The sequence below is a fragment of the Bradyrhizobium dasycarpum genome (assembly GCF_042019905.1).
GTDB lineage: Bacteria > Pseudomonadota > Alphaproteobacteria > Rhizobiales > Xanthobacteraceae > Bradyrhizobium > Bradyrhizobium japonicum_B.
This window is the reverse complement of the sequence record NZ_CP169574.1, coordinates 1,668,966-1,694,836: the sequence shown is the minus strand read 5'-3', so window position 1 is coordinate 1,694,836 and position 25,871 is coordinate 1,668,966. Positions and strand designations below refer to the sequence as shown.

Genomic DNA, 25,871 nt, shown 5'->3' with positions numbered 1-25,871 from the left:
GGATGCGATGCGCCGGTCGTCCGCGCAGGGCGTGCTCTACGGGCAAACTGTTGCCAACGTTGCCGGAATTGCCAATTCCGACCTCGAATGCATGGACATCCTCTATCTCGAAGGCCGCGTCACCGCAGGCAGGCTCGCCGAGGTCACGGGCCTGACGACCGGCGCCATCACCGGAGTGGTCGACCGGCTCGAGAAGGCCGGTCTGGTGCGCCGCGAGCGCGACGACAAAGATCGCCGCAAGGTCTTCATCGCCGTCGTGCCGGAGGCGGCGATGAAGGTCGGCAAGTTCTACGTGCCGATGCAGCAGGCGATGGAAAAGGTGTTGGCGGCTTACTCGGACGAGGAATTGCGCCTGCTGCTGCGTTTCGCCAATGAGGGCTACAAGGGCGTGCTCGCGGCGACGGAGGCGCTGAAGGGTCTGCTCGACACGCCACCGGAAAAGCGGCCCGCGCTCAAGCTGAAGACGCGTCGTCGTCAGCCCTGATCTTGTAGATCTGTGCGGCCGCGATCATGCCCCACATCGCGCCCAGCATCATCCAGAAGTGCCGCCAGTGGTCGGTGTCGATCACGAAGCTTTCGCCGACGGTGCCGAGGAAGGCGGAGAAGACCGCGAGATAGGCCCGCTGCCAGGGAACCCGCACGAAGACGTGGCGGAAGCCCATGATCACGGTGGTGAAGACCAGCGCGGGATAGCACACGCCGGACAGCCAGCCGCCGGACATGAAGGCGTTGAGATAGGAGTTGTGGGTGTCCTCGGGGAAAAAGCGGTGGAATTGCAAGGGACCGATGCCGAACGGCAGGCCGAGCGCCATCTCCGCACCGAGGATGTGACGACCGAACCGGCCGAAGCGGCCTTCGTCATAGCTCTGGCCGAAGCTTGCGCGCTGCTTGAACATCTCGGCGGTGGCGTCGAATGATAGCAGCACCGCGATCAGCGCCAGCCCTAGCACCGCGGCCACGATCGCCATGATGATGATGCGCGAGCGCTGTGCGTTGGTGCGGCCGGTCAGCACCATCAGCGCTAGCATGAAGGCCGAGGTCAGCACGAGGCCGCCCCAGGCGGCGCGCGAGAAGGCGAGCAGGATCGCCAGCGACATGATGGCGAAGGCGATGACGTTGCGGAACGCCTTGGCCAGCTTGTCCGAAACCACGCTCTGCAGCGCAAACAGCGCCGGCAGGATCAGGAAGGCGCCGAGCACGTTGGGGTCCTTGAACGTGCCGCGCGCGCGCCCGTAGAGCGTGAGGAGGTCGTTGCCGCCAGGCACCAGGTGGAAATAGCCGGCGACCGCCAGGAGCGAAGCCACCATCGCGCCGACCACGAGCCCGCGGCGGAGCATGTCGAGCCGGGCCGCGGTGTCCTCGGACATCACCATGGCAAAGAACACGACCGTGACCGCCATGTACCAGGAGGTCGCGATCCAGCTCACCACCTCCGGCTGTTCGTACAGCGGGATCGCGCTGATCGTGTAGCCGACATTGAGCAGCACCAGCATCAGCACCATCGGCATCAGCGCGAGCCGCAAGCGCAGGCCGGTGGCGAAGAAAATGACCGTGGCGAGCAGCGTCGCGATCTCGTAGGGGCTCGGCTCGATGAAGACGACCGCGCCGAAGGCGCCGACCAGCCACACCAGCGCGCGCTGCAGCGCCAGCACGCCGGGCGCGGCCGGTGCGGACAGTTTCACTCCATCGGCTGTCGCCGCATACGCCATCACATGCTCATACGCTTACGCAACTCGTACGCCACAATCGCCGCTGTCATCGCCCGGCTTGACCGGGCGATCCAGTAATCCGCGGCGCCGATTGTTGAAAATAACTACCGCCGCGGCGTACTGGATGCCCCGGTCAAGCCGGGGCATGACTGAGAGATTCAACTCAATACGCGTTCTCGTTCTTGGTCAGCAGCGAGATCGGTGTCTTCAGGAGAATGTAGAGGTCGAACAGCACCGACCAGTTCTCGATGTAATAGAGGTCGAACTCGACCCGCTTCTGAATCTTCTCTTCGTTGTCGATCTCGCCGCGCCAGCCGTTGATCTGGGCCCAGCCGGTGATGCCCGGCTTGACGCGGTGGCGGGCGAAATAGCCGTCGACGGCCTCGTCGAACAGGCGGCTCTGCAGCTTGCCCTGTACCGCATGCGGTCGCGGGCCGACCAGCGAGAGATTGCCTGCAAACACCACGTTGAAGAGCTGCGGCAGCTCGTCGAGGCTGGTCTTGCGGATGAAGCGGCCGACGCGGGTGACGCGTGGATCGTTCTTGGTCACGACCTTCGATGCGGTCGGATCGGCCTGATGGTGGTACATCGAGCGGAACTTGTAGACGTCGATGCGCTCGTTGTTGAAGCCGAAGCGCTTCTGGCGGAACAGCACCGGTCCCGGGCTGTCGAGCTTCACCGCGAGCGCGACGAGGCCCATCACCGGCAGCGCCGCGAGCAGCGCGAGGCTGCCGACGAGGCGGTCGAACAGCCATTTCATCACCAGGTCCCAATCGGTGATCGGCGCCTCGAACACGTCGAGCGTCGGCACCTCGCCGAGATAGGAATAGGAGCGCGGGCGGAAGCGCAGCTTGTTGGTGTGCGCGGAGAGGCGGATGTCGACCGGCAGCACCCAGAGCTTCTTCAGCATCTCCAGAATGCGCGTCTCCGCCGAGATCGGCAGCGCGAACAGCACGAGATCGACGCGGGTGCGGCGGGCGAACTCGACGATGTCGTCGACCTTGCCGAGCTTGCGCGCGCCGGCGCAGGTGTCGAGCGCGCGGCTGTCGTTACGGTCGTCGAACACGCCGAGCACGTCAATGTCGGAATCCTCCTGCGCCTTCAGCGCCTCGACCAGCTGCTCGCCGTTGCTGTCGGAGCCGACGATGATGGTGCGGCGGTCGAGCCGGCCCTCGCGCGCCCAGCCGCGCACCAGCTGGCGCAAGACCAGGCGCTGGGCGAGCAGTGCCCCGAGCCCGAGGACATAGAAGGCGGCAGCCCATAGCCGCGATACCTCGCTGCCGAACTTGGCGAAGAACGAGATGCCGATGAACAGCAGGAAAACGAACGACCAGGACGAGATCATCCGTGTCATCTGCCGCAGCTGCCCGCGGAACAGCTGCACCTGGTAGATATCCGCGGCCTGGAAGCAGACCACGGCGGCGACGGCGATGGCGACGACTGCCGTGGGATAGACCCAGCTGAAGGCGCCCGCGAGCGGCATGACATAACCGAGATAGAGCGCAATGCCGACGAGACTCAGCAGCGCGAAGTCGGCGAGGCGAACGAAGCCCGCGATCACGATCGGCGAATAGGGGCGGGCGACCTTCTGGTTGACGACCTCGAGCGCCGCAGGCGACAGCCGTCGCCGGCGCTCGACAAAGGGCTGGTCATCAGGCTTTGCCGCGGCGCTGGCCGCGGCGTCGAGCATCGAGCGTGCGTTGAGCGGTTCCACGGGCTTCCACGTCCATTCCAAATTCCGCCGCACGGCCTTGCGCCCGGGCAAGCATCCCCCGGCGTCTGGATTATCGGACAAATCGGAAGATTTTCTAAAGCGCGCTTAAGGATGGTTAATGATTGATGAATGCGTCGCGATAGCCGGCGAGCACGCCCTCGACCATCGCGGCTTGCGAGAAGTGCGCCGAGATGCGATCGCGCAATGACACCGCACGCTGCGCCGTTGTCTGCGGATCGTCGAGTGCCGCGGCGATCGCTTCCGCCATGGCTTCGGAATTGCTGGCCGCGAACAGGGCCGGGCTTTCGGCGCCGAAGATCTCCGGGATGCCGCCGATTCTGGACGCGATCATCGGGATGCCGGCAGCGCCCGCTTCGATCACGACATAGGGCATGGAATCGCCGCGCGAGGGCACGACGAGCAGCCGCCCCTTGGAGAAGCCGTAGCGCGCCTTGACGTGGCCGATGAAACGGATCGCATCGGTGAGGCCGAGCGTCTCGACCTGCGCCTTCAGCGCCGCGGTCTCCTCGCCGTCGCCGCCGAGCGTCAAGGTGACCTTCTTGCCGCCCTCGTGCAGGCGCGCCACGGCATCGACCAGCAGATCCGCACCCTTGATGTGCCTGAATTCACCGACATAGCAGAGGTCGGTGGCATCGTCGGCCGTCGCGACAGGCTCGAACTCCTCGGGCGTAACGCCGTTGAAGACGCAACGCACCACGCCCTTGGGCGTGCCGACGATACGTTGATAGGTGTCGCGGGCGAACGCGCTCTCGAACAGGAACAGGTCGGTCGAATCCATCAGCGCACGCTCCAGCCGCGCGTAGAACTCGCCCTTGAGGGTGTTGAGCGGATAATGCAGCGAGCCGCCATGCGGGGTGTAGATGCGGATGGTGTCGTCGGAGCGCCGCCGCATCCGGATGAAGGCGCCGGCCTTGGCGCCGTGGCCGTGCATGACGTCGGGCTTCAGCGTGGCGATCAGGCGCCGCATGCGAAGCCACACCAGCACGTCGTCCGGCGAGGGTTCGCGGCGGATCGCGAGCCGATGCACGCCGAGCTTCAGCCGCGGCGCGAGCTCGGCAAGGGCCTTGTCGGCACGCTCGCCGCCGGTGAGGCTGTCGGCGAGAATGCCGACATGATGGCCGCGGTCGACCTGGCCGTTGGCGACGTCGAGGATGTGGCGGAAGATGCCGCCGACCGGAGCGCGCACGGCGTGGAGAATACGAAGCGGCCGGTCAGGAGAGGGGGGCATGCATCAAAACCAGCGCTCGACGGCGAATGCCGAACAATTCCTTGGAAATATCGAGACGGATTAAGAGCCCTCGTGGTTAACAAACGGTGACGAGCGCGCGTGCGGCGCTCGCTGACGCCGCGATTAACCCAGCGGCAACCTTAATGGAGTGTAATCGCCCCGGTTGAGGTAGCTTGGTGGCGTTGCCCCTGCGGGAGTGTTCGATGCGTTTAGCGTTCTGGCGTTCCGGCAAGGACAAGGCGGTGGTCGCGCGGGCCGTGTCGAAGCCCAAAGCCGACGTCGCGCCCAAGGCCGAGAAGGCTGAAGTCAAGGCCGAGCCCAGGATTGAAGCAGCGCCTGCGCCGATCGTCACGAAGCAGGCGCAAGTCGAATCCGGCGACATCGACCTGCACGCGCTCGGCGCGGCATTGGCGCGCAAGCGCAGCTGGATCGTCGTGCCGACGGTGCTGGCGCTCGTCGCCTCGATTGCCGCTGTCAGTCTCGTCACGCCGCGTTACAAGTCCGAATCGCGCATCCTGATCGACGGCCGCGAGAACGTATTCCTGCGCCCGAACAGCGATCGCACCGAGGAGCGCCAGGCGCTCGATGCCGAGGCCGTCACCAGCCAGGTGCAGCTCGTGCTGTCGCGCGATCTCGCGCGCGAGATCATCAAGAAGAACAAGCTCGCCGAGCGTCCCGAGTTCGACCCGGTCTTGCAGGGCATCTCGCCGCTGAAGTCGCTGGCAGCGCTGGTCGGTATCGTCCGCGATCCGTTCGCGATGACGCCGGAAGAGCGCGTGCTCGATGCCTATTACGAGCGCCTGCAAGCCTACGCCGTCGACAAGTCGCGCGTGATCGTAGTCGAATTCCAATCCGCCGATCCCGAGCTTGCGGCGCGCGTCGCCAACTCCATCGCGGACGGCTACCTCGTGCTGCAGCAGGCGGTCCGCCAGGAGCAGGCCAAGAACGCCAGCCAGTGGCTCGCCGGGGAGATCGAGAATCTGCGCAAGAAAGTGTCCGACGCCGAGGCCAGGGTCGAGGACTTCCGTTCCAAGTCGAGCCTGTTCATCGGCACCAACAACACCACGCTGTCGAACCAGCAGATGGGCGAGGTCAACACCCAGCTCAACAATGCGCGCTCGATGAAGGCGGATGCGGAATCCAAGGCGCGGCTGATCAAGGAGATGCTCCAGAGCGGCAAGCCGATCGAGGCCTCGGAGGTGCTGAACTCCGAACTGGTGCGGCGGCTGTCGGAGCAACGCGTGACGCTGCGTGCCCAGCTTGCCGAGCAATCCTCGACCTTGCTCGGCAACCATCCGCGCATCAAGGAATTGAAAGCCCAATTGGGCGATCTCGACACCCAGATCCGCGACGAAGCCAGCAAGATCTCGCGCTCGCTGGAGAACGACGCGCGGATCGCCGGTGGCCGGGTCGACGGCCTGATCGTGAGCCTGGAGCAGCTCAAGAAGCAGGCGGCCTCGACCAACGGCCAGGACGTCCAGCTCCGCGCGCCTCGAGCGCGAGGCCAAAGCGCAGCGCGATCTGCTCGAGACCTATCTCGCCAAGTACCGCGAGGCCAACACCCGCGAAACCATCGACACCGCACCGACCGACGGCCGCATCATCTCGCGTGCCATCGTCTCGAACACGCCGGCCTACCCGAAGAAGCTGCCGATCGTGCTGATCGCGACGATCGCGACGTTGTTGCTGTCGTCCGGCGTCGTCGTCACCGGCGAGCTGTTGCGCCAGACCGCGCCGCGCGCAGTGGCGGCGGTTTTCCCGGCCCAGGCGGCGGTGCGGCAAGAGCCGACGGTCCGACCGGCCGTCGAGCCGGCCTTCGATCCCGGCATCGAGCCCGTTGTGGCCGAGCCCGCGCCGCTCCAGCCGGAGATGGCGGTCGATAGCGACGTCACCGAATTCACCGAGATCGAACGTCTGGCCGAGGACCTGCACGCCGCCGGCGCGGCCGCGAAGAAGGTCACCGTACTCGGCACCGCCTCGGGCGAAGCCATCACGCTGTCGACGCTGACGCTGGCACGGCATCTGGCGCGCGAGGCGCGTGTCGTGGTGGTCGATCTCGCCGCGTCCTCGCCGACGATCGCCGCGGTGTCCGTCGATGCTTCGGCGCCTGGCCTTGCCGAGCTGATGCAGGGCGAGGCGTCGTTCGCGCAAGTGATCACCCGGGACAAGCTGTCGCGGCTGCATCTGGTCATGGCCGGCCGTCCCGGCTTCGACCGCAGCCTGCTGCAATCGCCGCGGGTGACGCTCGCCATCGACGCGCTGCTGCGCGCCTACGATCACGTGTTGATCGATGCCGGCAGCGCCTCGGACCTTCCGGCCGAGCTGCTGACGGCGCATGCCCGCGCCGTCGTGGTGCCCGATGCCGGGATGGCGCCGGATGCTCGCATACTGATGTGCGAGCAGCTCCGTGCCGTCGGCTTCAGCGAGGTGACCATGCTGAACAACCCGGTGCAGCCATCGAATGCGGCGGAAGCGCCGCGCGTGGTGGCGGCGTAGACTCTCTCCGCGCACGTAGAATCGTAGGGTGGGCATTTGCGTCGTGCCCACCACCTGTCCAATGCAGTCACAGGACGTGGGCACGCTTCCGCCTTGCCCACCCTAGGATATCTTTGCGGCGAAGTCCTACCCGAACGCCTGCCGCAGCCGGCGGGCCAGGTCGAACAGCATCTGGTTCTGCTTCACCAGCCGCTTGCCGCGGCTCAGCGACGACATCGCCATCGCAGCGAGTGTTCCGCGCGAGGTCAGCGGGACGAAACTGTCGAAGATGTCTTCGTCGTCCTTGCAGAACATCCGCTTGTACTCGTCCGAGCCGATGCCGAGGTCGAGCGAGCGGTAGCCGCGCTCGCCGTAGCGGTCGATGATGTAGCGCATCAGGATCAGGCCGGGACTGTAGCGGGCGTGCTCGGACATCGTGTAGGTGTTGAACATCATCGAGAAGCGCTCGCCGTCGGCGACGCCGGCGAAGATCGCGATCACCTCGTCGTCGCATTCGAGCGCATGGATGTCGATGACCCGGCCTTCGCCGCGCGGCGCAAGGCAGGCACTGCGGACGAATTGTTCGACGCCCGGCTCGGCAAAGACGTTCGGGAGCTTCTGCTCCGCCATCCGCACCGGCTTGACGCGAAAGAACCAGTCGAGCAGGCGGATAATGTCGGCGTCGGTGGTGGCCAGGTGGTAGCGATAACCGGCGAGCGCCTGGAGCTTCTTTTCCTTGCTCTTGAGACGGCGGCGAAGCGAATTGCTGATCCGCGATGCCGGCGGCCCGCCCGGCTCCATCACCAGCCGCGGACAGCCGTTGATGGCGCTCTGTCGCGGCAGCAGCGCAAACGGGTTCGGCTGGTCGTGCCAGCGCAGCGGCTGCTGCGTCAGCGCGAGCACGTCGATGTGCTGGCGCAGCGGCACCAGCAGCGCCTCGAGATCGGCGGCATTGGTCTGCGCAGCGCAGGCGGCGTCCCACAGGCCCATGTTGAAGGTCGTATGCTTGCCGCCCATGAAGCTGGCCGTGCGCACGCCGTGGCTTTGGCGCAGCGAGAGCGGCAGCAGCAGCAGCGGATTGTGATCGGCATCATGGGCGATCACCACGAACGGGCGCGCGCCCTCATGCGTGCCGACCAGCCGCTGCCAGGGGCTCAGCAGATCGAAGCGCTGATAGGGCGTGAAGAGGTGACCGGGCTCCTCGAAGCTGCGCCAGACCGCCTCGGCGGCGTCGAGATCGGTGACGATGTCGACCTGCGCGATACGGCTCGCTTTCGACCGCGCTGGCGCTTCTGCCGTCCGGCTTTGCATCGCCGCAGCCATGGTCATTCGCGAAACCTGTCGAGAAATCAGAAATAGACGTCAATCGGCCTGTGGCCGACCTTTGCAAAGAAAGGTCAACAAAGGGTAAGGACTAGGGGAGCGGGAACGGGCGCCTCGAGGGCGCCAAGGGGTGGGGATGCCAAGGGTGGGGATATTGGCCTCCGATGGCAGATGGCTGGAACGGCTGCGCCGCGAGCTGACCTGGTTCACGGGCCGGGCCGCGCTGGGCGGCCGCGGTGCCGGCGCCATCCTGCGCTTTGAACGGGTGCGGCCGCGGCGGCGCGGCGGGTTTCAGCCGCTGCGCGCGCACGAGATCACGCCGCAATTCCTCGATCGCGCCATTGGCGCGCTGAAGCGCTGGGGTTACGATTTTATCGGCATGGACGAGGTCTGCCGGCGCGCGGTGACGTTGCCGGAGCCGCGGCGCTTCGTGGCGCTCACCTTCGACGGCGCGCCCAAGGATCTCATCGAATTTGCCTACCCGGTGCTGGCACATCACGCGGTGCCCTTCACGATCTACGTGCCCACGGCGTTTCCCGACGGCGTCGGACAGGCCTGGTGGCTCGGGCTCGAACAGATGATCGCGCGCGAGAGCCGCATCAGCCTGATGATGGGCGAGAAGGAGCAGCGCTTCGTCGTCACCGATCGTGCCGAGAAGCAGGCGCTGTTCTCGCATATCGAGAGCTGGTTGCGCTCGCTGCCGCCGTCGGACCTGGCGGCGGCGGTCGCCGATCTCTGCACGCGCTACCGGATCGATCTTGCCGCGCTCGCGCGAGGCGTCGATGGATTGGGAGGATCTGGCGAAGCTCGCTGCCGATCCGCTCGTCACGATCGGCAGCGCGACCGTGAACTATCCCGTTCTCGCCAATATGAAGGACAGTGCGGCGCTGCGGGAGATGACGATGGGCAAGGCCGTTGCGGAAGCGGCCTTCCGCCGCGAGGTCGGGCATTTCGCCTTTCCGTTCGGCGATCGCGCCTCGTTCCGGCGCAGTCATGTCATCATGGCGGAGGAGGCCGGCTTTGTCAGCGCGGTGTCGACCATCCCGGGCATCGTGGATGCGGAGGGCCGGACCAATTTGCACGCGCTGCCGCGGATCGCCTGGGACGGGCGTGTGCGCTCGCTGCGCATGTTGCGCGTCCTGGTGTCGGGCGCCGCCTTTGCGCCGGTGAAACCGACCGGCAGCACTACCGGCCAGACCTGACGCGGTCGGGACGCTGCATCCAGCTCACGATCGGCATCGCCGGCAGCACCCAGCCGATCCCGACGACCACGTAGTAGATCGCCTGCCGCCAGCCGGACTCGGCGATCCACGGCATCTGCGCCGCGGCCATGCCGAGCAGGGCCCAGACCGTAGCCAGCACCAGGAGCAGGATGGCGCCGAGGAACTTGCGGGTGCGGATCGTCATGACGTGAGCTTGTCGTTGTCGCGTAACTTGCGCTGCGGGAGCGGGGGACTATAAGGGGCACGCAGTCCGGTTCAAGCCCTGGTTTCAACCCCTGACATGACGACGAATTCCGTTCCAACCAATCCGCATCGCGCCGTGCGCTGGTGGCTGATCTCCGTCGCCGCGCTGATCGCGTTGATGGTGCTGGTGGGCGGCGCGACGCGGCTGACGGAATCCGGCCTTTCGATCGTCGAGTGGAAACCGGTCACCGGCAGCGTGCCGCCGCTGTCGGAGGCGCAGTGGACCGAGGCGTTCGAGGCCTACAAGAAGATCCCGCAATATCGCGAGCTCAACGCCGGCATGAGCCTGTCCGAGTTCAAGGAGATCTTCTGGTGGGAGTGGAGCCACCGCTTGCTCGGCCGCTTCATCGGCGTCGCCTATCTGTTGCCGTTCCTGTTCTTCCTGTGGCGCGGCGGTCTGTCCGGTGAGTTGAAGCGCCGGCTGTGGCTGCTGTTCGCGCTCGGCGGGCTCCAGGGCGCGGTGGGCTGGTGGATGGTCGCCTCGGGCCTGACGGAACGGGTCGAGGTGTCGCAATATCGGCTGGCGACGCATCTGCTGCTCGCGCTGCTGATCTTCGCCGGCATCGTCTGGACGGTGCGGCGGCCTCGAGGAGCGGCCGCAGATCGCCGCACCGGCGCGGCTGCGGTTCACGAGCGCGCTGCTGCTGGCCGTGACGTTGGTGCAGATCTATTTCGGGGCGCTGGTCGCGGGCTTGCGCGCCGGGCGCGTCTACAACACCTGGCCGCAGATCGACGGCGCGTTCATTCCCTCGGCCGAGCGGCTGTGGTTCGAGACGCCGTGGTGGCGCAACATGTTCGACAACGTGCTCACGGTGCAGTTCGAGCACCGCATGACCGCTTACGCGCTGTTCGTGCTGGCGTTGCTGCACGCAATCGACGCCGTGCGCTCGCGCGCAGGGGCGGCCGCCGGCGGTGCGCTGTGGCTGCTCGCCGCGGTGAGCGTGCAGGCGGTGCTCGGCATCCTCACGCTGCTCAACCAGGTGCCGATCGACCTTGCGCTGTCGCACCAGGCGGTCGCGATCGCAGTGCTCGCGCTTGCGGTGATGCAGGTGGAACGGCTCGCCTCGCGCCAGCAGACGCATGCGCAGCCGCGCGCGGTTCCGCTCGGTCAGGTCGGCTGATCACATCGGCCGGCTGATCAGCAATAGCCGTACACGCCGCACGCGTAGGGCAGGCGCCAGAAATAATCGACCTGCTTCCCGCCATAATACGCGCCCTGGTAGTCGTAGTCCCAGGGACGGCCGTAATAGCCGGGCAGCGTGTGGGAGCCGGGCAGGAGCGGGGTGCCCGGCAGGTTGCGGATGTAGCTGCCGATGCCATAGGCCGGCGAGATCAGTGCGTCCGGGTCGGTCTCGACATAGACCTGCGGCGGCGGCGCGGCGGCCCGCCGCTTCGGCGTGGCCGGCAAGTCGGCGGCGAGCGCGCCTGACACCGTCAGCATCGCCGCAAGGGCAGGTACCATCCAGCGCAGCATCGTCGGCTCCGAATCAAAAGGGGCGATCCAAGGACGATGTATGGGGCAGATGTGGTTAATGACTGTTAACTGACGACGGCCAAAGCGGCCGCCGGGGCGGTGCGAAGCACCAAACCCGGAATCTCGAGCTGGATCAGACAAGATCGAGGTTCCCCGGTGCGCAATTGCGCACCTGAGGTTCGCGCTTCGCGCGCTCCGGAACGACAGCGACTACGCCCCCAGCGCCTGCTCCAGATCCGCGATCAGGTCTTCCTTGTCCTCGATGCCGACCGAGAGCCGCACCACGTCGGGGCCGGCGCCGGACTTCACCTTGGCGGCGTCGTCGAGCTGGCTGTGCGTGGTCGAGGCGGGGTGGATCACCAGCGAGCGGGTGTCGCCGACATTGGCGAGGTGCGAGAACAGCTGCAGCTTCGACACCAGATTGACGCCGGCGTCATAGCCGCCCTTCAGGCTGAAGGTGAACACGGCGCCCGCGCCCTTCGGGGCGTATTTGCGCGCGAGCGGGTGGTACTTGTCGCTCGGCAGGCCGGCATAATTGACCGAGGCCACCGCCGGATGTCCGGCGAGGAATTCGGCGACCGCTTTGGCATTGTCGCAGTGCTTCTGCATGCGCAAAGGCAAGGTCTCGATGCCGGTCAGGATCATGAAGGCGTTGAAGGGCGACAGCGCGGGGCCGAGATCGCGCAGGCCGAGCACGCGGCAGGCGATCGCGAAGGCGAAATTGCCGAAGGTCTCCTGCAGGCGGATGCCGTGATATTCCGGCCGCGGCTCCGACAGCATGGGATATTTGCCGCCGATGGACCAGTCGAAGGTGCCGGCATCGACGATGATGCCACCGAGCGAATTGCCGTGGCCGCCCAGGAATTTCGTCAGCGAGTGCACGACGATGTCGGCGCCGTGGTCGATCGGGCGAATGAGGTAGGGCGAGGCCAGCGTGTTGTCGACGATCAGCGGCACGCCCGCCTTGCGCGCCACCGTCGAGATCGCCTCGATGTCGGTGATGCTGCCGGCGGGATTGGCGATGGATTCGATGAAGACGGCTTTCGTGCGCGGCGTCACCGCGCGCTCGAAGCTCGCGATATCGTCGGGATCGGCCCACACCACGTTCCAGCCGAAGCTCTTGAACGCGTGCGTGAACTGGTTAATCGAGCCGCCATAGAGCTTTCGCGCGGCGATGAACTCGTCGCCGGGCTGCAGCAGCTGCTGCAGCACCACGACCTGTGCGGCATGGCCCGAGGCCACGGCCAGCGCGGCCGTGCCGCCTTCGAGCGCCGCGACACGCTCCTCCAGCACCGCATTGGTGGGGTTGCCGATGCGGGTATAGATGTTGCCGAATGCCTGCAGGCCGAACAGCGAGGCGGCGTGGTCGGCGTCGTTGAAGACGAACGAGGTGGTTTGATAAATCGGAGTCGCGCGCGCGCCGGTGGTGGGGTCGGGCTGTGCACCGGCATGCACGGCGAGAGTTGAAAATCCCGGAAGGCGATCGCTCATTGAGGGCGTCCTGTACTTGTGGCCTGAAATCGCGCGGCATGCTGATGGGCGCCGCGCTCGCCGTCAAGGCGCCACGTCAGCGCGGAATGATCTTGCTACGCATTGCCGCGTTCGCGAAACGAATCCTTCGCGATTGCGTCAGCTTTGCTCGCTCTTGTTCTTGGCGGCCCGATCGGATGCCGCGGTGTCGCCGCCGCCGACGCTCATCCGATTGAGGGAGAGCCGCATGCCTTGCGTCGGTGCCGGCGCGCGCTTGAGCTCAGCGTGCGCGAATTCACGCCCATCCAGGAGATCTCCGACGACAGGCGGCCATATTCGATCTTGGGGCAGCGATTCATCACCACCTTGATACCGACCGATTCCGCCTTCGCCGCCGCGGCATCGTCACGCGCGCCGAGCTGCATCCAGATCACCTTCGGCAGCGGACCGAGCGTGAGCGCCTCTTCGACCACGGGCATGATGTGGCTGGAGTTGCGAAAGATGTCGATCATGTCGATGGGACGCCCGATGTCCGAGAGTGAGGCGACAAAGGGTTTTCCGAGCAGCTCCTTGCCGACATGGCCCGGATTGACCGGGATCATGTCGTAGCCGCGCTGCGCCAGATATTTGAATGCGAAATAGCTCGGCCGCACGTTGACGGGCGAGGCGCCGACCATCGCGATCGACTTCACGCTGTTGAGAATGCCGCGGATGTAATTGTCGGGATAGGCGTCGTGGTTCATCGGATATCTTTCACTTGTCATTCCGGGATGGTCCGAAGGACCAGACCTCAGGTGCGCAATTGCGCACCGGGAATCCCGAGATTCCGGGTTGCGCTTCGCGCCCCCGGAATGACGCTATCACTCATCCCGCCAGGTCGGCGTGCGCTTCTCGATGAAGGCGCCGATGCCTTCCTCGGCGTCGCGTGCCATCATGTTCTCGGTCATCACCTCTGCCGCATAGCGATAGGCGTCCGCAAGGCTCATCTCGGCTTGGCGGTAGAACGCTTCCTTGCCGAGCTTGACGGTGTAGGCGGATTTCAGCGCGACCTGTTGCGCGAGCTCGATCGCGGCGCCGAGCTCGGTACCGGCCGGCACCACGCGGTTGACGAGGCCGATCTCGCGGGCACGCTCGGCGGTGACAGGCTCACCCGTCAGCAGCATCTCCATGGCCTGCTTGCGCGGGACGTTGCGCGACAGCGCCACCATCGGCGTCGAGCAGAACAGGCCGATGTCGACGCCGGGCGTGGCGAACTTCGCGTCCTCCGATGCGATCGCAAGATCGCAGCTGGCAACCAGCTGGCAACCGGCTGCGGTCGCGATGCCCTGGACGGCCGCGACCACGGGCTTCGGCAGATGCACGATCGCCTGCATCATCGCGCTGCAGGCATTCATCATCTCGGCAAAGAAGGCACGGCCGCGATCAGCGTCGGTGCGGCGCGCGGTGAGCTCCTTCATGTCGTGGCCGGCCGAGAAGGCCGGGCCGTTGGCGGCGATCACGACGCCGCGGACGGCCTTGTCGTCGCGGATATCATTGAGCTGCGCATGCAGGCCCGCGATCATCGCCGCCGACAGGCTGTTGCGCGCGGCTGGCCGGTTCAGCGTCAGGACCGCGATGGAGCCCACGGTCTCGCGCAGCAGGATCGGCGGTTGCGGGGAGGGCGCGGGCGGCCTGGCCGGACATCGAAGCGTTTCCGTTGGATTATTGCATTTGAATGACGCAGATAACTTAATGTAACAGGGCAAGTGAAGCGAGGGTGGGGAACAGCATGGCGTTAGCGAAAATGAGCGTGGCAGAGGTGGAGCAGTTCCTCCGTCACGAGTTTCCCCAGGCCTTCAGCGGCGGCGACATCACGATCGAGAGCGCCGACGGCCAGACCTGCCTTTTGCGGCAGCGATACAGCGAAAAGATGCTGCGGCCGGGCGGTACCGTGTCCGGGCCGACCCTGATGGCGCTGGCCGATTTCGCGATGTACGTGGTGCTGCTGTCCGCGATCGGGCCGGTCGGGCTCGCAGTGACCACCAATCTCAACATCAATTTCCTGCGCAAGGGCGGGTCCGGGCAGGACGTGCTGGCCGAGGCCCGGCTGCTCAAGCTCGGCAAGCGGCTCGCGGTCGGGGAAGTGAAGCTGTTGTCCGGCACCTCGCCCGATCCGATCGCCCATGTCACCTCGACCTATTCCATTCCAAATGTTTGAGCTTTTTGCAGGTAATATGACACCATATTTTTAAGCTGTTGATATAAAACGAGTAATTTGCGTCGCTTGGCATTGACCCTGGCGCGTCTCTTCTCTAGAACCCGCGCAGTCCGGTGCGGTGTTCGCGCCGATGCTCCCCGTCCACGGAAACTCTGACATGAAAACCTTTTTCGGCAAAGCCGGCTGAGGTGACGAAGAAGTGGGTGCTGATCGACGCCAAGGGTCTGGTCGTCGGCCGTCTCGCCACCATCGTCGCCATGCGCCTGCGCGGCAAGCACCTCCCGACCTACACCCCGCACGTCGATTGCGGCGACAACGTCATCATCATCAACGCGCAGCATGCGGTCCTCACCGGTCGCAAGCGCGAGCAGAAGACCTACTACAAGCACACCGGCTATGTCGGCCACGTCAAGGAGCGCACCGCGCGCCAGATCCTCGAGGGCAAGCATCCCGAGCGCGTGCTCGAGAAGGCCGTCGAGCGCATGATTCCGCGTGGTCCGCTCGGTCGCGTGCAGATGGGCAACCTGCGTGTCTACGGCGGGGCCGATCATCCGCACGAGGCGCAGCAGCCCGAGAAGATCGACATCGCCAAGTTGAACCGCAAGAACACGAGGGCCGCATAACATGGCCGAATCCATCCAGTCGCTCGACCAGCTCTCGCAGCTCAAGACGGCGGCCGCGCCTGACGCGCCCAAGCACGAGAAGAAGGTCGACAAGTTCAACCGCGCCTATGCCACCGGCAAGCGCAAGGACGCGGTCGCCCGCGTGTGGATCAAGCCGGGCGCCGGCAAGGTCACCGTCAATTCGCGCGAGGTCGAGGTCTATTTCGCCCGTCCCGTGCTGCGGATGATGATCGAGCAGCCGTTCTCCGTGGCCCAGCGTTCGGGCCAGTACGACGTGATCTGCACCGTCGCCGGCGGCGGCCTGTCCGGCCAGGCCGGCGCGGTCCGTCACGGCATCTCCAAGGCGCTCACCTATTTCGAGCCGGAGCTGCGCGGCGTGCTCAAGAAGGGCGGCTTCCTGACCCGCGACTCCCGCGTGGTCGAGCGGAAGAAGTACGGCAAGGCCAAGGCCCGCCGTTCCTTCCAGTTCTCGAAGCGTTAATCGCTTCTGTCGCATTCGCCGCGAAAGCGGCTTCAATGAGATGCAAAAGGGCGCTGATTTCAGCGCCCTTTTTGCTGTTCGTTTGTATGCAAATTGATGGCGTGTTTCCGGAAAACTTGGCCTCCCGCGAAAACCTGAATGGAACTCGCCAGACCTAGCGTCGTCTTCGGAAGGGCGCGCAAATCGGATCTACCGATCGCGTACTGCTATGTTCTAGAGGGGGCCGACATGATGTCGCTCGATAGCATCACGCTCTATTTGGTCGCCACCATGGTTGCCGCATTGCTCGGCGCGATGATGGTGTTTTTTGGCAGGCAGGAAAACAGCCTTGCACTGAAATGGTGGGGCACCGCCTATCTGCTCGGTGCCGCATCCGTCGCGCTATGGACCGCCGCCGGCGACAGGCTCGGCCCGCATCTCTATCTGGCGCTGAATGCCGTCGGCTTCGTCGCCTGCGGCATGGTGTGGAACGCGGCGCGCGTCTTCCATGGCCGCAAGCCGAACTGGCCGGGCCTCGTGCTCGGCGCGCTCGCCTGGGTCGCTGCCGTGACATTGCTGGATCCGGCGGCATCCATGCTGCGCATGATCGTCGGTGCCGGCATCGTCTCGGTCTATGCGGCGCTGACCGCCAGCGAGCTCTGGACCGAACGGCGCAAGAGCCTGCAACGACGCTGGCCGGCCATCATCATGCCAGTGATGCACGGCTGCGTGTTGATGCTGCCGATCCTGATCGGCAGCTTCCTGCGTCCGAACGATGCGGGCTTCTCCGGCAGCATCTGGGTCACCGTATTCGCGGTCGAGCTCATCCTCTATGCCGTCGGCACCGTCTTCGTGATCTTCATGCTGGTGTCCGAGCGCACGGTGACCGCGCACCGGACCGCCGCTTCCACCGATCCGCTGACCGGCATGCTCAACCGCCGCGGCTTCTCGAGGCCTGCGGCCGCGTGATCGAGCGCGAGGCCAAGGCCGGGCGCCCCGTGACCGTGATGATCTTCGACATCGATCACTTCAAGTCGATCAACGACCGCTTCGGCCATCCCGCCGGCGACGAGATGCTGAAGCTGTTCTCGACTGTCGTCGTCAGCAATCTACGCATCTCCGACCTGTCGGGCCGCATCGGCGGCGAGGAATTCGCAGCGCTCTTGCCGTGCTCGCTGGCGGAGGGCGTGCTGGTCGCCGAGCGCGTGCGCGAGGCTTTCGAGACCTCCGGCGTCGTGGTCGATGAAGGTCCGGTCGATACCACTGTCAGCATCGGCGTCGCCGGCGGGCCCGCCGGGACCGAGCTCGAGGTGCTGCTGGCGTCCGCCGACACCGCGCTCTACCAGGCCAAGCGCGGCGGCCGTAACCGCGTCGAGGCGGCGGAGGAGCTGCCGTTGTCGCTGGAGAACTGGCGCCGCCAGAGCGCCGCGCGGATCGGCGCATCGCAGGCGCGGCCGGCCACCGCCTGAGACGGCGTTGCGGGTAATGCTCTGTTTACCACTCGATCCCTACCATTGCGGCCATGGAATCGATCCGCCGACAGAACCCGCAAGCCGCCCTGATGTCGCTTGAAACCGCCGCGGCCTCGGCGCGCAGCGGTTTCGCCTGCCTGTTCTCGACCGCGGACGAATACGAAAGCGCGCTGATCAGCGAGCGCCGCGCGCAGGGGCGTTATACTCAGAGCCGCCGTAGCGCCTGGCCGCTCGCGCTGTTCGTCGGTTGCGCCCTCATCGTGGCGGGCACGGTCCTGCTGCTGATCTGAGAGATCTGCATGTTTGGACCGACCAGGGCGCCGCTTCGGTGCCTTTTTCTTTTTCGTCGGCTGCGGTAGACACGCCCATCGAGCAAAAAGGGTGGAAACCGATGATCACCGAGATCGCGCAAATCGACGTCAAGCCGGGCAGCGAGAAGGACTTTGAGGCCGCCGTCGCCAAGGCCAAGGCCGCTTTCGGCCGCTCCAAGGGCTTTCACGGCTTCGAATTGCACAAATCGATCGAGAAAGCCGCAGCGCTACCGGCTGATGGTGAAGTGGGCGACGCTGGAAAACCACACCGTCGATTTCCGCGGCTCGGAGAATTTCGCCGAATGGCGCGGCCTCGTCGGCCAGTATTTCGCCTCGCCCCCGGAGGTCGAGCACACCGAGACCGTGCTGACGAGCTGAACTGAGTGAGGCCGCTTCACGCCGCCTCCATCAGCGGCGGCGCCTCATAGGTCTTGAAATGGTCGATCATGACCTTGGCGATGGCGACCAGCGGCAGCGCCAGGGCCAGGCCCCAGATTCCGAACACGACGCCGAGCAGGATCTGGAACGCGAACAGCGTGGCCGGCGGGATGTCCAGCGCCTGCCGCTGCAGGATCGGCGTCAGCGCATAGCTCTCCATGGCGTGCACGCCCATGAAGAGCAGAAAGGCCGACAGTGCCGGAATCCAGCCCGAGGCGAGGCTTGCCAGCACCACGATGACACCGGCGATGATGGCCCCGACGGTCGGAATGAAGGCGAGCAGGCCGGCCTGAATCCCCAGGATGAACGAGCCGGGGATGCCGATGACGGCCAACCCGACCCAGGTCACTACGCCGACCGCGAGCATGACGATGATCTGCGCGACCAGCCAGCGCCTCGAGGGTCTCGGCTATGCGGTCGATGACGAGGGCGACGCGGGTGCGGTGCCTGGCCGGCGCCAGGAACAAGAGACCGTCGTGATAGGCGGCCGGCTGGGCGGCGAAGGCGAAGCCCAGGAACAGCACGATGAAGATGTTGCCGACACCGTGGATGGTGCCGAGCAGCAGCTTGAAGGTCTGGCTCACGATCGCCCCGCCGCTGGAGGCCAGCGCGCCCGCGCCGGGCAAGGCACTGCGCGGGGGCGTCACCGGCGAGGGGCTCGTCTCCGCCGGCGGGCTGACCGCGGACTCGGCTCCGCCATTGCCGAGATCGAAGAAGCTGGTGTCGATGCCGTGGCTGTCCAGGAGCGACCTGACATTGGCGAGCTGCGACTTGAGGGTCTTGCTCAGCAGCGAAGCCTGCTCGGCAATGGTGGCGCCGCCGAGATAGGCGACGCCGGCGAGCATCAGGGCAAGCGCGGTGCAGACGATGGCGAGCCGCACCGCATGCGGCAGAGGCACGCGGCGGCCGAGCGCGATCGTCAGCGCGTTGAGGCCGAGACCGAGCAGCATGCCTGTGAAGATCAGCAGCAAGGTGGCGGCGAAATACCAGGTGAAGGCGAGCAGCGCGGTGAACAGCACGACGCCGATGCCCCCGACCGAAACCGCCCAGGCAAGGTCGCCGCGGGAGAGGGAGCGTCCGTCTGCGGGTCTCGTCACGTCACATCTTCTTTCTGGTTTCTGGCCTTGCGCCATGCCTGGGATGATCGACCGGGGCAGGGTTTGCCGGAAGGGCGCCCGGGAGCCAAGCGTTTTTGTGGAACCAAAGTCAAGGCACCCGCAGGCCACAGGCACGATGTGTTCGGGGCGGGTCATTCCGAACGATCAACCTGAACGCGATGTGGAGGCCGAACGCCCTTGAGAAACAGGCCTCGTCCTGCTAATTCGCCTGTAGGAAAGGGCAGGTTTCATGGTCCAGATCTCTCGTCCGCTTCGGCCTGTCCCGATCGACGCGCTCAAGACTGGGGCAGATACCTATTCCAGCGCGATTGCGGATGCGCAGAACTACATGAACTGGGTCATCGACCAGTTCCGCCCTTATCTGCGGGGACAAATCGTCGAAGTCGGATTTGGTCACGGGCACTACAGCAAGGCGCTGGGCGAGCTCGGAGATTATTGCGGCGTGGACCACGACCGCGACAGCGTCGAGCAAGCCACGCGGCAGATGCCCGGCCGCAAGTTTGCCGTCTGCGATATCCTGGTCCGGGATCAGTTGCGGTCGCTGTTTCCTGAAGGCGTCGATGCGGTGTTCACCATCAACGTGCTCGAGCACATCGAGGACGACGCGACCGCGATTGCCAACCTGGTCGACGTGCTGAAGCCGGGAGGTCATCTCCTGATCAGCGTGCCGGCCCTGATGCTGCTCTATAACGATCTCGATCGCCTGGCGGGACACTGCCGTCGCTACACCACGACGCGTCTGGCCGATCTGCTGAAGGATCAGCCGGTCGAGCTCGTCCGGCTGAGCTATTTCAATCCCGTCGGCGGATTGGGCTGGCTTGCCAATCGCCTGAAACGGCATCACTCGCTCAACGATGACGCCGTGAATGGGCAGATTGCATTGTTCGACAAATACATTGTGCCGCTGTCGCGGGCGCTCGATCCGCTTTCGCGAAGCTTCTTCGGGCAATCCGTTACCTGTATCGCACGTCGCTTATGATTTCAGTCATCATTCCCGCGCTCAACGAGCGCAACGGCATCGTTGAAACCATCGATCGGGGCAGGGCGGCTCTCGAGGGCGCTCAACTCACCCCCTACGAAATCGTCATCGTCGACGACGGGTCGGTCGATGGCACCGGCGCGCTCGCCGAACAGGCGGGTGCCAGGGTGATCAGGCATCCCCACAACATCGGCTATGGCCGCTCGCTGAAGGATGGAATTCGCGCCGCGTCCTACGATACGATCGTCATCAGCGACGCGGACGGCTCCTATCCGATGGAGGCGATCCCCGGACTTGTCGCCCGTTACAACCAGGGTTTCGACATGGTCGTCGGCGCCCGGACCGGGCCCAACTACCGGGAGTCGATGTTGAAGTCGCCGCTGCGCGCAATCCTGAAGGCGATCGTCGAATTCACCGCCAACCGGGACATTCCCGACATCAATTCCGGCCTTCGCGTGTTCGACAGGAAGGTTGCCATCTCCTATTTCGAGCATGTCAGCGACCTCTTCAGCTTCACGACGTCGCTGACGCTTGCCTACATGATGAACGCGAAATTCGTCGACTACGTCGAGATCGACTACAAGGAACGGATCGGCCGCTCCAAGGTGAACCTGTTCCGCGACTCCATCCGGACCCTGCAATACGTCCTGGAGGCCTGCACCTACTACAATCCGCTGAAGATCTTCGTGCTGCTGGCGATGATGTGCACGGCGCTTGCCCTGGTCTCCCTGATCGGCGGCATCGTGCTGCAGCTCGTCAGTGCTTCGTCCTGGGCGTCGGCGCGATCCTGCTCAGCATCCTCGTCGTCGCCATGGGGCTGCTCGCGGTGCTGCTGAAGCAGATCATGAATCAGCGACCATGACCTCCCTCGGCAGAGGAACGCAATGTGCGGCATAGCCGGCATCTTTCATCGTGACGGCCGCGCCGCAGATCCGCGCGCGGTTGCGGCGATGTCGGCTGCGCTGGTCCATCGCGGTCCGGACGGCGAGAGCACCTGGCTGGAAGGACCCGTCGGCCTGGCTCACCGCCGGCTCGCCATCCGCGATCTCTCCGAGGGCGGCCATCAGCCGATGCTCGATGCCTCCGGCCGCATCGTCGTCACCTATAACGGCGAGATCTACAACGACCGCGAACTGCGTAGCGAGCTCGAGCGATCCTTCGGCTTCCGCTTTCGCAGCACTTGCGACACCGAAATCCTTCCCTACGCCTACCTCGCCTGGGGCGAAGCGATGTTCGAGCGGCTCGAAGGCTTTTTCGCCATCGGCCTGTGGGATCGCCGGGAACGTCGCCTGATCCTTGCGCGCGACGGCATCGGGATCAAGCCGCTGCATTATTTCGAGAGCGACGGCAGCGTCCTGTTTGGCAGCGAGATCAAGGGAATCACCGCCAGTGGCGAGGTCGCGGCGCAGATCGATCCCGTCGCGCTCCACACCTATCTCGCCGCGGGCCACACCGGCACGCGGCAGAGCCTGTTTCAGGACGTCAAGCAGGTCCCGCCCGGCACGGCGATCAGTTTCACCGACCGGGAGCGGACCGAGCGGCGCTTCTGGCGGCCGGTGCGCGCGCCGGAGATCGACGACCTCGACGAAGCGGTCGTCCGGCTGCAATCGACCATCGAGACGGTGGTGAAGAGCCAGATGGTGAGCGACGTGCCGCTCGCCGTGCTCCAGAGCGGAGGGCATCGACAGCTCGCTAATCAGCCTCACGCTCGGGCGGCTCGGCCTGAAGCCGCCCTTGTTCACGGCGGGCTTTAGCGAGAAGAGCCACGACGAAACGTCGGTCGCGCGGCAGATCGCCGCCGCCGCCGGCCTGCCGCTCAACGTCATCGACGGCGAAGCGGGCGAGGGGGCCGAGGCTGCGCTGCGGGCCGTGGTCTATCATTTCGACGGCCAATGCGCCGATACCGGCGCGCTCGGCTTCTATCACCTTGCCGGTGCGGTCCGGCGGCATTCCACCGTGGTGCTCTCGGGCGATGGCGGCGACGAGTTCTTTGCGGGATACGAGACCTACGCCGCGACCATGATGGCGGAGGGCGCGCGTCATCTCGTGCCGCGCCGCGTCGCAGGCCTGACCGGGCGCCTTGCCTATGCGTCGGTGCGCGGCAACGAGAAGCGGCTTCCGGCAGCCGCGCAACTCGCCCGCTTCGCGCTCGGTCTCGGCGACGGCGGCAGCAGCCCGCATCTGCAATGGCGGCGGCTCGTTCCCCGGTTTCTCGCCGAGAGAATCTATGACCGCGGCATGGCCGATCTTGCCTCGACCGACCCGTTTGCGGAATACGCCGAGTACTATGCGGAGCCGCACGAGAAGGTGCTGGATCGGGCGCTGATCGCCGACCAGCGCTTCCACCTCCAGAGCGTTCTCACCAAGGTCGATGCCATGAGCATGGCGCATGGTCTCGAGGTGCGCGTTCCGATCCTCGACCGGCGGGTCATGGACCTCGCCGGCAGGCTCGATGTCTCGCTGCTCAATCCCTGGCCCAAGGGCGCGCCGAAATACGTGTTGCGCAAGCTGGCCGAGCGCCTGGGCATGCCGGCCGAGGCCGCATGGTCGCGCAAGCGCGGCTTTAACGTGCCGATCGCGCAATTGATGCGGCGCGGCGGGCTGCGGCCGATCTGCGAACGGGTGCTCGACCGCGAAGCTGACGTTTTCGCGCCCTTGATGAAGCCGGACGCGATCCGGCAGCTGTGGAAGGCGCATCGCGAAGCCAGCAGCGACAACGCATTTGCGCTCTGGCCGATCCTGACGCTGGGCATCTGGTTGGCGGGGCTGGCAGCGCCGGCGCCGCGCCAGGCATGAGCGGCTAGGTGGACGCATGCCCGACCTGAAGGATCAGACGATCAGCGATTTTGGCGAGCAATGGACCGCCTTCCGCGACAATCCCGGCTATTACGGGTCGGCCGATCTCCTTGCCGATCTGTTCGGTCCGCTGCTCGCCCTTGAAGATGTCGCGGGCAAGCGGATCGCCGACATCGGAAGCGGCACCGGACGCATCGTCAACATGCTGCTCGATGCGGGGGCGGCCCGCGTCGTTGCGGTGGAGCCGTCCGACGCCATGCTGGTCCTGAAGGACAACACGGCGGCACGTGCCGACCGCATCGACTATTTGCAGGCACCCGGCGACCGGCTGCCGCCCGATCTCGGGCTCGACTACGTGGTTTCGATGGGGGTCCTGCATCACATCCCCGAACCGGCGCCCGTGGTTCGCGCCGCGTTCGCTGCCCTGCGTCCGGGAGGACGCTGCATCGTCTGGCTCTATGGCTACGAAGGCAACGAGACCTACCTGTCGCTCGCGATCCCGCTGCGCAAGCTCACGGTGCTGCTGCCGCACCGATTGCTCGTGGTGCTGTCTCACGGCCTCGAATGGGCACTGACGGCCTATATCGGGCTGTGCCGGATCTTGCCGCTTCCGATGAGGTCCTACATGCGCTCGGTGCTTGCGAAATTTCCCCGCAGCGTCCGCCGCTTGACCATCTACGACCAGCTCAATCCCGCTTACGCAAAATATTACACCCGCGCCGAGGCAGAAGCGCTGTTGGCGGATGGCGGGTTCAGTGACGTCAGGCTCTACCACCGCCACGGCTATAGCTGGACGGTGTCCGGCACCCGTCCGGCATGATCTGATCTTCCTGGCGCACGGCCGCCGCCGCCTTCGCGCCGCCAGTGCATTTGGAGAATCAATTTGCCTGCTATCGACATCGGAGGTGAGTGGGGACCAAGTCAGAAGTGGCGGGCGCTCCTCGCTTGGGCAAGCCGTCTCACGTGGCTCGGGATCTGGGTCTGGGCGATCGGTCTTGCACTGATGGTTCATCTGGCATTTCTGGTGGCCTGGCCCGATCATTTCGTCCACGAGGATAGCGATGCCTATCTGGACGAAGCGCAGGCCATTCTGAACGGCCATTACATCGATAATACCGGGAAGCGGCCGTACGGCCTGGCGGTGTTCCTGGTGCTGCTGTCCAAGCTGTTCGGGCCGCATATCGTGGTCTTCGTCATCGTCCAGCATCTGATGAGCATCGGCACGGCTCTTCTCGTCGCCGCGACGGTGCGCTTTGCCGGTGCGCCCCGAATCCTGTCGGTCCTGGCCTTTCTGATCGCCGCGCTCTATGCGCGCACGGTTCACTACGACAACACGATCGGCGCCGAGAGCATCTCGAACTTTCTGGTCAGCCTTGCGGCCTTCCTCGCCGCAGGCATCGCCTTCAGGAGGTGGTCGCCATTTGTCGCCGCAGCGGCGCTCGGGGCAAGCCTGGGAGCCGTCATGACGTGCCGGTCGGCCGCGGTCGGACAAGCTGCGATCATCCTGCTCTGGTTGGTCGTGGTGCTGGACGCCGGATGGCTCCGCCGACTGAGCGTGGTCGCGCTGGCAGGCGGCCTCGCCACGGCCGTGTACCTGATCCCCACCGCGGTCAATTACGCGATTGGAAAACGTCCGGCCGGCAGCGAAAGCGTGGCGGTGATGGCATTCGTGGTCGGCTATTCCGGCGACTTCGATCACGGGGTCCATCTCGACCGGAAAGCCAAGGCGCGGGCCTATGTCGAGCGGATGCGGGCGCTGGATACGCCCACCGGCTGGTCCGACATCGTGGTCTATCAATGGCCCTTCGGCGCCCTGGAGGAGTTGAAGAAGCCAGACGACAGCCCGGAAGAATTCGAGAAGGTGGTTCGCGACATCTTCATCGAGACGCTGACGACACCGTCGACGCTGTACCGGCACATCAGCAAGCATTTCCTGCGCGAAATGTACTTCCTGCTGTTTGACGCCAATGGCGCGGCGCGGCGCGCCGTCAATCCGCAGGGCTACGAATTCTTCGTGCGCCGGGACGCCTATCCCATGTTTGGAAGCCCGACCGGGCTCAAATATCGGCGGCTGATCTACGACTATTACAAGCCTCACTGGCGGCCTCGAGGCGGTGGCTGTTGCCGTCGCCGGACCAGGTGCAGGTGAAACTGGACCGTCTCCTGACGTTCGGCTACCAGCCGCGGCCGGATCTGGCCGATCTCTGGTACGGGCTGACCATATCGAGCGAGTACGATGAGCTCCCGGGACCGATCCGCTGGGTGTCCGCGGCAACCCTGATCCTCGCTTTCGTCCTGGTTGCAGGTGCCATCGGCGCCCGCCTCGGATTCCTGCGCCCGCTTCCCGCCAATCTGGTCGCCGGCGGCAGCCTGATGATCCTGCTCGCACTCGTCAGCCTCGCGTTTCCAGCGTTTCTGGTCTACGGCTTCAACCGCTACGCCTATTATGCCGTCCCGTTTCTGGGCGGCGCGAGCGCCATTCTGGCGGCGGTTCTGTTTGACCGGATCCGGCTTTTCGTCGCGGGAGCGTGGCAGCATCTGCGAGCCGGCCGGGCGGCCGAGGCGGCATTTGCGCGAAAATAGCATTGCCGTCCCGC

Annotated in this window: 20 protein-coding genes and 7 pseudogenes; 17 read left to right on the top strand and 10 right to left on the bottom strand. The window is 65.4% G+C overall.

The window, feature by feature from the left end; all coding sequences use genetic code 11:
- The first annotated feature begins 7 nt into the window (after positions 1-7).
- Positions 8-484 (top strand): MarR family winged helix-turn-helix transcriptional regulator, encoded by a 477-nt coding sequence (locus ACETMP_RS08520; protein ID WP_049820270.1) that lies wholly within the window; start codon positions 8-10, stop codon positions 482-484.
- Here the strand turns inward: ACETMP_RS08520 and ACETMP_RS08515 are convergent.
- From ACETMP_RS08515 to ACETMP_RS08505, 3 genes are all read right to left on the bottom strand, one after another.
- Entirely contained in the window at positions 453-1,709 is a 1,257-nt protein-coding gene (locus ACETMP_RS08515; protein ID WP_375160595.1) for an O-antigen ligase family protein, read from the bottom strand. The two genes, ACETMP_RS08520 and ACETMP_RS08515, sit on opposite strands and share 32 nt — an antisense overlap.
- A gap of 163 nt (positions 1,710-1,872) precedes the next feature.
- Positions 1,873-3,423, bottom strand: coding sequence for an undecaprenyl-phosphate glucose phosphotransferase (locus tag ACETMP_RS08510; RefSeq protein WP_375160594.1), 1,551 nt, complete (start codon positions 3,421-3,423; stop codon positions 1,873-1,875).
- Between the two features lie 115 nt (positions 3,424-3,538).
- Positions 3,539-4,672 (bottom strand): glycosyltransferase family 4 protein, encoded by a 1,134-nt coding sequence (locus ACETMP_RS08505; protein ID WP_375160593.1) that lies wholly within the window; start codon positions 4,670-4,672, stop codon positions 3,539-3,541.
- 203 nt (positions 4,673-4,875) lie between these two features.
- On the opposite strand from ACETMP_RS08505, the pseudogene ACETMP_RS08500 reads away from it, so the two are divergent.
- Positions 4,876-7,168 (top strand): annotated as a pseudogene (locus tag ACETMP_RS08500) (GumC family protein).
- Positions 7,169-7,294: 126 nt separating this feature from the next.
- Here the strand turns inward: ACETMP_RS08500 and ACETMP_RS08495 are convergent.
- Entirely contained in the window at positions 7,295-8,476 is a 1,182-nt protein-coding gene (locus tag ACETMP_RS08495; RefSeq protein ID WP_375160592.1) for a GNAT family N-acetyltransferase, read from the bottom strand.
- A 148-nt stretch (positions 8,477-8,624) separates the two neighbouring features.
- Here ACETMP_RS08495 and ACETMP_RS08490 point away from each other — a divergent pair.
- Positions 8,625-9,672: pseudogene (locus ACETMP_RS08490) on the top strand (polysaccharide deacetylase).
- Here the strand turns inward: ACETMP_RS08490 and ACETMP_RS08485 are convergent.
- Positions 9,656-9,877 carry a DUF2842 domain-containing protein gene (locus ACETMP_RS08485; RefSeq protein ID WP_375160591.1) on the bottom strand — a complete coding sequence of 74 codons (222 nt, stop codon included), beginning with the start codon at positions 9,875-9,877 and terminating at the stop codon, positions 9,656-9,658. The pseudogene ACETMP_RS08490 and the gene ACETMP_RS08485 overlap by 17 nt on opposite strands.
- 96 nt (positions 9,878-9,973) lie before the next feature.
- Here ACETMP_RS08485 and ACETMP_RS08480 point away from each other — a divergent pair.
- A pseudogene (locus ACETMP_RS08480) lies at positions 9,974-11,057 on the top strand (COX15/CtaA family protein).
- Between the two features lie 17 nt (positions 11,058-11,074).
- Here ACETMP_RS08480 and ACETMP_RS08475 read toward each other — a convergent pair.
- The 4 genes and pseudogenes from ACETMP_RS08475 to ACETMP_RS08460 all read right to left on the bottom strand — a co-directional run bounded on the left by ACETMP_RS08475 (position 11,075) and on the right by ACETMP_RS08460 (position 14,505).
- Positions 11,075-11,410, bottom strand: a complete 336-nt coding sequence (locus ACETMP_RS08475; protein WP_375160590.1) for a hypothetical protein — start codon at positions 11,408-11,410, stop codon at positions 11,075-11,077.
- A gap of 210 nt (positions 11,411-11,620) precedes the next feature.
- Positions 11,621-12,901, bottom strand: a complete 1,281-nt coding sequence (locus ACETMP_RS08470) for an O-acetylhomoserine aminocarboxypropyltransferase (protein ID WP_375160589.1) — start codon at positions 12,899-12,901, stop codon at positions 11,621-11,623.
- Between the two features lie 138 nt (positions 12,902-13,039).
- Positions 13,040-13,623 (bottom strand): annotated as a pseudogene (locus ACETMP_RS08465) (CoA-binding protein).
- A 117-nt stretch (positions 13,624-13,740) separates the two neighbouring features.
- The gene (locus tag ACETMP_RS08460) at positions 13,741-14,505 is read right to left on the bottom strand and encodes an enoyl-CoA hydratase (RefSeq protein ID WP_375160588.1); all 765 of its coding nucleotides are present in this window, start codon (positions 14,503-14,505) and stop codon (positions 13,741-13,743) included.
- A gap of 143 nt (positions 14,506-14,648) precedes the next feature.
- Between ACETMP_RS08460 and ACETMP_RS08455 the strand changes: the two genes are divergently transcribed.
- The 6 genes and pseudogenes from ACETMP_RS08455 (at position 14,649) to ACETMP_RS08430 (ending at position 18,321) form a co-directional block, all read left to right on the top strand.
- Positions 14,649-15,077 carry a PaaI family thioesterase gene (locus ACETMP_RS08455; protein ID WP_375160587.1) on the top strand — a complete coding sequence of 143 codons (429 nt, stop codon included), beginning with the start codon at positions 14,649-14,651 and terminating at the stop codon, positions 15,075-15,077.
- Positions 15,078-15,265: 188 nt separating this feature from the next.
- Positions 15,266-15,700, top strand: coding sequence for a 50S ribosomal protein L13 (gene rplM, locus ACETMP_RS08450; protein ID WP_375160586.1), 435 nt, complete (start codon positions 15,266-15,268; stop codon positions 15,698-15,700).
- 1 nt (position 15,701) lies between these two features.
- Complete coding sequence (rpsI, locus tag ACETMP_RS08445; protein ID WP_028136031.1) at positions 15,702-16,181, top strand: 30S ribosomal protein S9; 480 nt, start codon at positions 15,702-15,704, stop codon at positions 16,179-16,181.
- A 228-nt stretch (positions 16,182-16,409) separates the two neighbouring features.
- Positions 16,410-17,629, top strand: a pseudogene (locus ACETMP_RS08440) (diguanylate cyclase).
- Positions 17,630-17,682: 53 nt separating this feature from the next.
- Complete coding sequence (locus tag ACETMP_RS08435; RefSeq protein ID WP_375160585.1) at positions 17,683-17,922, top strand: hypothetical protein; 240 nt, start codon at positions 17,683-17,685, stop codon at positions 17,920-17,922.
- Between the two features lie 101 nt (positions 17,923-18,023).
- Positions 18,024-18,321, top strand: a pseudogene (locus ACETMP_RS08430) (antibiotic biosynthesis monooxygenase family protein).
- Between the two features lie 16 nt (positions 18,322-18,337).
- On the opposite strand, the pseudogene ACETMP_RS08425 reads toward ACETMP_RS08430, so the two are convergent.
- Positions 18,338-19,478, bottom strand: a pseudogene (locus ACETMP_RS08425) (AI-2E family transporter).
- 250 nt (positions 19,479-19,728) lie between these two features.
- Between ACETMP_RS08425 and ACETMP_RS08420 the strand changes: the two are divergent.
- From ACETMP_RS08420 to ACETMP_RS08390, 7 genes are all read left to right on the top strand, one after another.
- Complete coding sequence (locus ACETMP_RS08420; RefSeq protein WP_375160584.1) at positions 19,729-20,478, top strand: class I SAM-dependent methyltransferase; 750 nt, start codon at positions 19,729-19,731, stop codon at positions 20,476-20,478.
- Positions 20,475-21,314, top strand: coding sequence for a glycosyltransferase family 2 protein (locus tag ACETMP_RS08415; protein WP_375160583.1), 840 nt, complete (start codon positions 20,475-20,477; stop codon positions 21,312-21,314). The genes ACETMP_RS08420 and ACETMP_RS08415 overlap by 4 nt, the downstream gene beginning before the upstream one ends.
- A gap of 48 nt (positions 21,315-21,362) precedes the next feature.
- Entirely contained in the window at positions 21,363-22,232 is an 870-nt protein-coding gene (locus ACETMP_RS08410) for an asparagine synthetase B family protein (RefSeq protein WP_375160582.1), read from the top strand.
- Positions 22,213-23,274: an asparagine synthase-related protein gene (locus ACETMP_RS08405; RefSeq protein WP_375160581.1), complete on the top strand. Its 1,062-nt coding sequence runs from the start codon at positions 22,213-22,215 to the stop codon at positions 23,272-23,274. The genes ACETMP_RS08410 and ACETMP_RS08405 overlap by 20 nt, the downstream gene beginning before the upstream one ends.
- 16 nt (positions 23,275-23,290) lie before the next feature.
- Positions 23,291-24,094, top strand: coding sequence for a class I SAM-dependent methyltransferase (locus tag ACETMP_RS08400; RefSeq protein WP_375160580.1), 804 nt, complete (start codon positions 23,291-23,293; stop codon positions 24,092-24,094).
- 63 nt (positions 24,095-24,157) lie between these two features.
- Positions 24,158-25,423 carry a hypothetical protein gene (locus ACETMP_RS08395; RefSeq protein ID WP_375160579.1) on the top strand — a complete coding sequence of 422 codons (1,266 nt, stop codon included), beginning with the start codon at positions 24,158-24,160 and terminating at the stop codon, positions 25,421-25,423.
- On the top strand, positions 25,396-25,857 hold the full coding sequence (locus ACETMP_RS08390) for a hypothetical protein (protein WP_375160578.1): 462 nt from the start codon (positions 25,396-25,398) through the stop codon (positions 25,855-25,857). The genes ACETMP_RS08395 and ACETMP_RS08390 overlap by 28 nt, the downstream gene beginning before the upstream one ends.
- The last annotated feature ends 14 nt before the right edge of the window (positions 25,858-25,871 follow it).